This window comes from Devosia sp. Root413D1 (genome assembly GCF_001425235.1).
GTDB lineage: Bacteria > Pseudomonadota > Alphaproteobacteria > Rhizobiales > Devosiaceae > Devosia_A.
The window spans coordinates 1-6,443 of sequence record NZ_LMEA01000005.1 but is presented as its reverse complement, the minus strand read 5'-3'; the positions used below and the strand labels follow the sequence as shown (position 1 = coordinate 6,443).

Here is a 6,443-nt window from a genome sequence, read left to right as displayed (position 1 = left end):
AAAACCCAACTGCCCTGTCCGCTTGATCGCCATCGGTCATCAACTCCGCTCTCCATAGTCACGGAATCACACCTGCAGAATTATGCAACAGGCCCCTCAGGGGAGAGGTGGGCCAGAATCTTTTGCGATCGTGCGAACGGCCTGCAGGTCGTCTCACGGGCAGCCGCCTCGTCCTGGGCGCCGGCTAGTCGATATCTGGCGGCGGGGGGCCGCTGTCCGTCGATGATGACGAAGAGGATGGCTCCTCGGGGGCGGCTTCGGCGGCGGCGCGCCCAGCCGGAACTCCACTACCGTTGTTTTGGGTTGCTCGCCGGACTGGGCGGGGGCGGTGCCCATGATCCTGACGAACTTCGCGCCGTTCTCGGCCTCCTTGCTCTTTTTTCGGAGTTCGTCCTCGCGGCGCCTCACCTCATCGATCATTTCGCCGACGCGAACGCTGACGCGCCATCGCCCCTTGGCCGAACGCTTGAGCAGCGCACCGGCCAACCGTCGCGAGCCATCGGAGATGGTGCCGATTTCCTCATCCTGCCCGGCCGTCACCGTGAAATGCGCACGCAGGAAGCTACGGATGTCGCGCGCCGCTTCACCGAGCACTTCGGCGTAGTCCGGTTCCTCGGGCGACGGAATCATGGCGTTCAGCGAGGCCTCGCTCAGCAGCGGCAGCCCGCTCGCTGCGGCGCGGCGCAAGATCTCGGCCAGTGCGCTGCGGCTCAATCCCGCAAAACACGCCGCCGATCCGGCGGCGATCACCCAACGACGATTGAGTGGCATGATTCACACCTCACAACGGACGTCAGCAGGTGAAAAAATACGCCTCGCCCAACGGTGACACAAGGGACACCTTCCCTGCCGGCACCGGTCGTTGTCGACGATCGACCAGCGCCAGTGAACCGGGGAGGATCAGCGAGGCCCGCCCCTGCGACAAAACTCCCCGAAAGACTCGTGTTCCGGTGCCTTGCGGGTGCCGATCTCGCATGTTAGAGGGGGCGCGAAATCCGGGGGGCTATCGGCTTTTCCCGGCGAACAATCATAAGCGAAAGCAGCCTCCGGCGCCTCCATCGGCCGGATTCGGGTTGCGCAGCACGAGGGTGACGGGGCATTGGCAGCGCAGAATTCAGTGCTTACCCAGATCGCGCGGCCATATGCGTCGGCGCTCTACGATCTCGCCGCAGCCGACGGTTCCGTCGCAGCGGTCGAGCAGGGGCTGGTAAATCTGCTTGCCCTGGCTGAACAGAGCCCGGATTTTGCCCGGTTCCTTCGCTCCCCGGTGATCAACACCGAAGAGAAGGCGCAGGCCATCCATGCCGTGCTGGAGCGCGCCAAGGCGCACACCACGGTCGGCAATTTCGTCAGGGTGGTGGCCCGCAACGGCCGGCTGTTCGCGCTGCCCGAGATCATCAAGGCGTTCCGCGAACGCGCCGCCGGCGCCCGCGGTGAAGTCAATGCCGACGTGACCTCGGCGACGCCGCTCACCGCGGCCCAGGTCAAGACGCTGGCCGATACGCTCAAGGCGAAGATCGGCAAGTCCGTCACGCTCAACCAACATGTCGATCCCAGCCTGATCGGTGGCCTCGTGGTCAAGGTCGGTAGCCAGATGATCGACAGCTCACTCAAAACCAAGCTCACGGCGATGAAGATCGCGATGAAAGAGGTCGGATAATGGATATCAAAGCCGCGGAAATCTCTGCGATCCTCAAGGAGCAGATTCAGAACTTCGGCCAGGAAGCGGAAGTTTCCGAAGTCGGTCAGGTTCTGTCGGTTGGCGACGGTATCGCCCGCGTCTACGGCCTCGACAACGTGCAGGCCGGTGAACTCGTCGAGTTCCCGGGCGGCATCAAGGGCATGGCGCTGAACCTCGAAACCGACAATGTCGGCGTCGTGCTGTTCGGCAATGACCGCGGCATCAAGGAAGGCGACGTCGCCAAGCGTACCGGCGCTATCGTTGATACCCCGGTGGGCAAGGAACTGCTCGGCCGCGTGGTCGACGCGCTCGGCAACCCGATCGACGGCAAGGGCCCGCTCAAGGCCAAGGAACGCCGCCGCGTCGACGTGAAGGCCCCCGGCATCCTGCCGCGCAAGTCGGTGCACGAGCCGATGTCGACCGGCCTCAAGGCCATCGACGCGCTGATCCCGATCGGTCGCGGCCAGCGCGAGCTGATCATTGGCGATCGCCAGACCGGCAAGACCGCCGTCATCCTCGACACCTTCCTGAACCAGAAGCCGGCGCATGCCGCCAACGCTTCGGAGACGGACAAGCTCTATTGCATCTACGTCGCCGTCGGGCAGAAGCGCTCGACCGTGGCGCAGTTCGTCAAGGTGCTCGAAGATGCCGGCGCCATGGAATACTCGATCGTCATCGCGGCGACCGCGTCCGATCCGGCGCCGATGCAGTTCCTCGCGCCGATGACCGGCGCCGCCATCGGCGAGTATTTCCGCGACAACGGCATGCATGCCGTGATCGCGTTCGACGATTTGACCAAGCAGGCCGTGGCCTACCGCCAGATGTCGCTGCTGCTGCGCCGTCCGCCGGGCCGCGAAGCTTACCCGGGCGACGTGTTCTACCTGCACTCGCGTCTGCTCGAGCGCGCCGCCAAGCTCAACGAAGAGCATGGTTCGGGCTCGCTCACCGCGCTGCCGGTGATCGAGACCCAGGCGAACGACGTGTCGGCCTACATCCCGACCAACGTGATTTCGATCACCGACGGCCAGATCTTCCTCGAGACGAACCTGTTCTTCCAGGGCATCCGTCCGGCGGTGAACGTCGGTATCTCGGTGAGCCGCGTGGGTGGTAACGCCCAGATCAAGGCGATGAAGCAGGTTGCCGGTTCGCTGAAGGGCGAGCTCTCGCAGTATCGCGAGATGGCCGCGTTCGCGCAGTTCGGTTCCGACCTCGATGCCGCCACGCAGCGCCTGCTTAACCGCGGCGCCCGCCTGACGGAGCTGCTGAAGCAGCCGCAGTTCGCGCCGCTGAAGCCGGAAGAAGAAGTCGCGGTGATCTTTGCCGGCGGCCAGGGCTACCTGGACGACCTGCCGGTGTCGAAGGTCGGCGAGTTCGAGGCGGGCCTCCTGAGCTACCTCCGCTCCAAGGGTGCGGATGTGCTGGCGGCGATCGCCAAGGAGAAGGCGCTGTCGGATGACCTGCGCGCCAAGCTCAAGGCCGCCATCGACGCGTTCAAGAAGACGTTCTCGTAAGACCCCTTCAAGACAACGCGCGGTCCCCAACGGACCGCGCTATGGGAGTAGAGCGGCCCGATGCCCTCGCTAAAGGACCTTAAGAACCGGATCGCCTCGGTCAAATCGACCCAGAAGATCACCAAGGCCATGCAGATGGTGGCAGCGGCGAAGCTTCGCCGCGCACAGGAAGCAGCCGAGGCGGCGCGTCCCTATGCCGAGCGCATGGGCAACGTGCTCGCGGCGCTGGGCGCAGCCTATGCCGGCCGTGCGGACGCTCCGGCGCTGCTCGCCGGCAACGGCCGTGACCAGGTGCACCTCCTGGTCGTTGCGACCGGTGAGCGTGGCCTTGCCGGCGGCTTCAACTCGTCGATCGCCCGTCTCGCCCGTGAAACGGCGCAGAAGCTGATCGGCGAAGGCAAGACGGTGAAGATCCTCACCGTCGGCCGCAAGGGCAACGACATCCTGAAGCGGACGCTGGGCGACAAGATCGTCGAGACGATCTCGTTCCGCGAAGTGCGGACGCTGGGCTACGCCAACGCTGCGACCGTTGGCGAGAAGCTGCTGGCGATGTACGCGGCGGGTGAGTTCGACGTAGCGACGCTGTTCTACGCACGCTTCCGTTCGGTGATCGCGCAGATCCCGACGGCGCACCAGCTGATCCCGGCAAAGTTCGACGCGCCGGCCGCCGATGCGGCAGACACGCTGAACTACGAGTACGAGCCGGACGAGGAAGCGATCCTCGAGGACCTGCTGCCGCGCAACATCTCGGTACAGATCTTCCGGGCATTGCTCGAGAACAACGCATCGTTCTTCGGGGCGCAGATGAGCGCCATGGACAATGCGACGCGCAACGCCGGCGAAATGATCAAGAAGCTGACGCTGGTCTACAACCGGCAGCGCCAGGCCCAGATCACCAAAGAACTCATCGAAATCATTTCGGGCGCGGAAGCGCTCTAGCAGGAACGAGGTAAATCATGGCCCGCGCAGCAACTGCAGCAAAAGCCCCGGCGACCGACAAGGCTCCCGCCGCCAAGAAAGCCCCGGCCGTCCGCAAGGCCGCTTCGACCCCGGTGGTCGCGACTTCCGGCAAGCCGGTCGGCCGCGTTTCGCAGGTGATCGGCGCCGTGGTGGACGTGACCTTCGATGGTCACCTGCCGGCGATCCTGAACGCGCTCGAGACCGACAATAACGGCAGCCGCCTGGTGCTCGAAGTTGCCCAGCACCTCGGCGAGAACGCCGTGCGCACCATCGCCATGGACACCACCGAAGGCCTGGTCCGCGGCGCGCCCGTCGTCGATACCGGCGAGCCGATCTCGGTGCCGGTTGGCGACGAGACGCTGGGCCGCATCATGAACGTGATCGGCGAGCCGGTGGACGAAGCCGGCCCGGTGCAGACCAAGGCCCGCCGCGCCATCCACCAGGAAGCGCCGTCGTTCACCGAGCAGGCCTCGGAAGCACAGATCCTTGTCACCGGCATCAAGGTCGTGGACCTGATCGCCCCCTACGCGCGCGGCGGCAAGATCGGCCTGTTCGGCGGCGCCGGCGTGGGCAAGACCGTGCTGATCCAGGAACTGATCAACAACGTCGCCAAGGCGCACGGTGGTTACTCGGTGTTCGCCGGCGTGGGTGAGCGCACCCGCGAGGGGAACGATCTCTACCACGAGATGATCGAATCGGGCGTGAACAAGGACCCGCATGAGAACAACGGCTCGACCGCCGGTTCGAAGTGCGCCCTGGTGTTCGGCCAGATGAACGAGCCGCCGGGCGCCCGTGCCCGCGTGGCACTGTCGGGCCTCACCGTCGCCGAGCACTTCCGCGACCAGGGCCAGGACGTGCTGTTCTTCATCGACAACATCTTCCGCTTCACCCAGGCGGGCGCCGAAATGTCGGCACTGCTCGGCCGTATTCCCTCGGCGGTGGGTTACCAGCCGACGCTCGCCACTGACATGGGCGCGCTGCAGGAACGCATCACCACCACCAACAAGGGCTCGATCACTTCGGTGCAGGCGATTTACGTGCCGGCCGACGACTTGACCGACCCGGCGCCGGCGACCTCGTTCGCCCACCTCGACTCGACGACGACGCTGAACCGCGCCATCTCCGAGAAGGGCATCTACCCGGCCGTGGATCCGCTGGACTCCACCTCGCGCATGCTGTCGGCCAACATTGTTGGCGAAGAGCACTACAACACCGCCCGTGAAGTGCAGCAGATTCTGCAGCGCTATAAGGCGCTCCAGGACATCATCGCGATCCTGGGCATGGACGAGCTTTCCGAAGAGGACAAGCTGACCGTGGCGCGCGCCCGCAAGATCGAGCGCTTCATGAGCCAGCCGTTCTTCGTGGCCGAGGCCTTCACCGGTACTCCGGGCATTTTCGTGGCGCTCGAAGACACCATCAAGGGCTTCAAGGGCCTCGTCGAAGGCAAGTACGACCACCTCCCGGAGGCTGCCTTCTACATGGTCGGCACCATCGAGGATGCGGTCAAGAAGGCCCAGAAGCTGGCCGCTGCGGCTTAAGCTTATCTGACGAACTCGGGTTCGCCTCAGGGCGGACCCAGCTCAACCCAAAGGCAGGACCATGGCCGAAGGCACCAAACTCGAAATCGTCTCGCCCGAGCGGCTGCTGCTGTCGGAGACCGTGAAGTCGGTGACCGTGCCGGGCGCCGATGGTTATTTCACCGTGCTGGGCGACCACGCGCCGCTGATGACCACGCTGAAGCCGGGCTTCGTGACCGTGGTGCGCAATGACGGGATCAGCCACGTCTACTACGTGCGTGGCGGCTTTGCCGACATCTCGCCCGAGGGGCTGACCATCCTCGCCGAAGAGGCGCAGGATATCGCCGAATTCGACCGCGCGAAGATCGAAGGGCTGATCGCCGCCGGGCTCACCGCCCAGCAGGCGGCGAACACCGCCGACGAAGAAATGCGCCTGCAGGCGGAGATCGACGGCTGGCGCAACCTGCTGCTCGACGCTGCGGTCGGGACCAGCACCGCACACTGAGCGGACGGCAGATACGGAATTCGAAACGGGCGTCCTGCGGGGCGCCCGTTTTGTTTTCTGGGTGCACGATCTTTCGGTCCAACTCGGTGTCATCCCTGCGAAAGTGTTGTGTCCCGTGAGGTTGGCGAGGAGCTCTGCGGGTGCCTTGTAGTCGAGGCATTTGAGGCGGGTTTTGTTGTAGCTGTCGACGAAGGCGTAGAGGAAGGCGTCGCGCTGGACATGCGAGGCGAACCTGTTCTTGCCACCGTTGCCGCTGGCGGGGTGGCTGC

General features: G+C 64.9%; 6 protein-coding genes. 5 read left to right on the top strand and 1 reads right to left on the bottom strand.

Translation table 11 applies throughout. The features are described from left to right. Nucleotides 1-153 precede the first annotated feature (153 nt). Nucleotides 154-771 carry a hypothetical protein gene (locus ASC89_RS04790; protein WP_055995281.1) on the bottom strand — a complete coding sequence of 206 codons (618 nt, stop codon included), beginning with the start codon at nucleotides 769-771 and terminating at the stop codon, nucleotides 154-156. Nucleotides 772-1,099: 328 nt separating this feature from the next. On the opposite strand from ASC89_RS04790, the gene ASC89_RS04785 reads away from it, so the two are divergent. The 5 genes from ASC89_RS04785 to ASC89_RS04765 all read left to right on the top strand — a co-directional run bounded on the left by ASC89_RS04785 (nucleotide 1,100) and on the right by ASC89_RS04765 (nucleotide 6,174). After that, complete coding sequence (locus tag ASC89_RS04785; RefSeq protein WP_055875602.1) at nucleotides 1,100-1,660, top strand: F0F1 ATP synthase subunit delta; 561 nt, start codon at nucleotides 1,100-1,102, stop codon at nucleotides 1,658-1,660. Then, nucleotides 1,660-3,192, top strand: a complete 1,533-nt coding sequence (gene atpA / locus ASC89_RS04780) for a F0F1 ATP synthase subunit alpha (RefSeq protein WP_055875605.1) — start codon at nucleotides 1,660-1,662, stop codon at nucleotides 3,190-3,192. The genes ASC89_RS04785 and atpA overlap by 1 nt, the downstream gene beginning before the upstream one ends. A gap of 60 nt (nucleotides 3,193-3,252) precedes the next feature. Next, nucleotides 3,253-4,131: a F0F1 ATP synthase subunit gamma gene (locus ASC89_RS04775; RefSeq protein ID WP_055995278.1), complete on the top strand. Its 879-nt coding sequence runs from the start codon at nucleotides 3,253-3,255 to the stop codon at nucleotides 4,129-4,131. A 17-nt stretch (nucleotides 4,132-4,148) separates the two neighbouring features. Continuing rightward, nucleotides 4,149-5,690 carry a F0F1 ATP synthase subunit beta gene (gene atpD / locus ASC89_RS04770; RefSeq protein WP_055995275.1) on the top strand — a complete coding sequence of 514 codons (1,542 nt, stop codon included), beginning with the start codon at nucleotides 4,149-4,151 and terminating at the stop codon, nucleotides 5,688-5,690. Nucleotides 5,691-5,751: 61 nt separating this feature from the next. Next, entirely contained in the window at nucleotides 5,752-6,174 is a 423-nt protein-coding gene (locus ASC89_RS04765) for a F0F1 ATP synthase subunit epsilon (protein WP_055875614.1), read from the top strand. The last annotated feature ends 269 nt before the right edge of the window (nucleotides 6,175-6,443 follow it).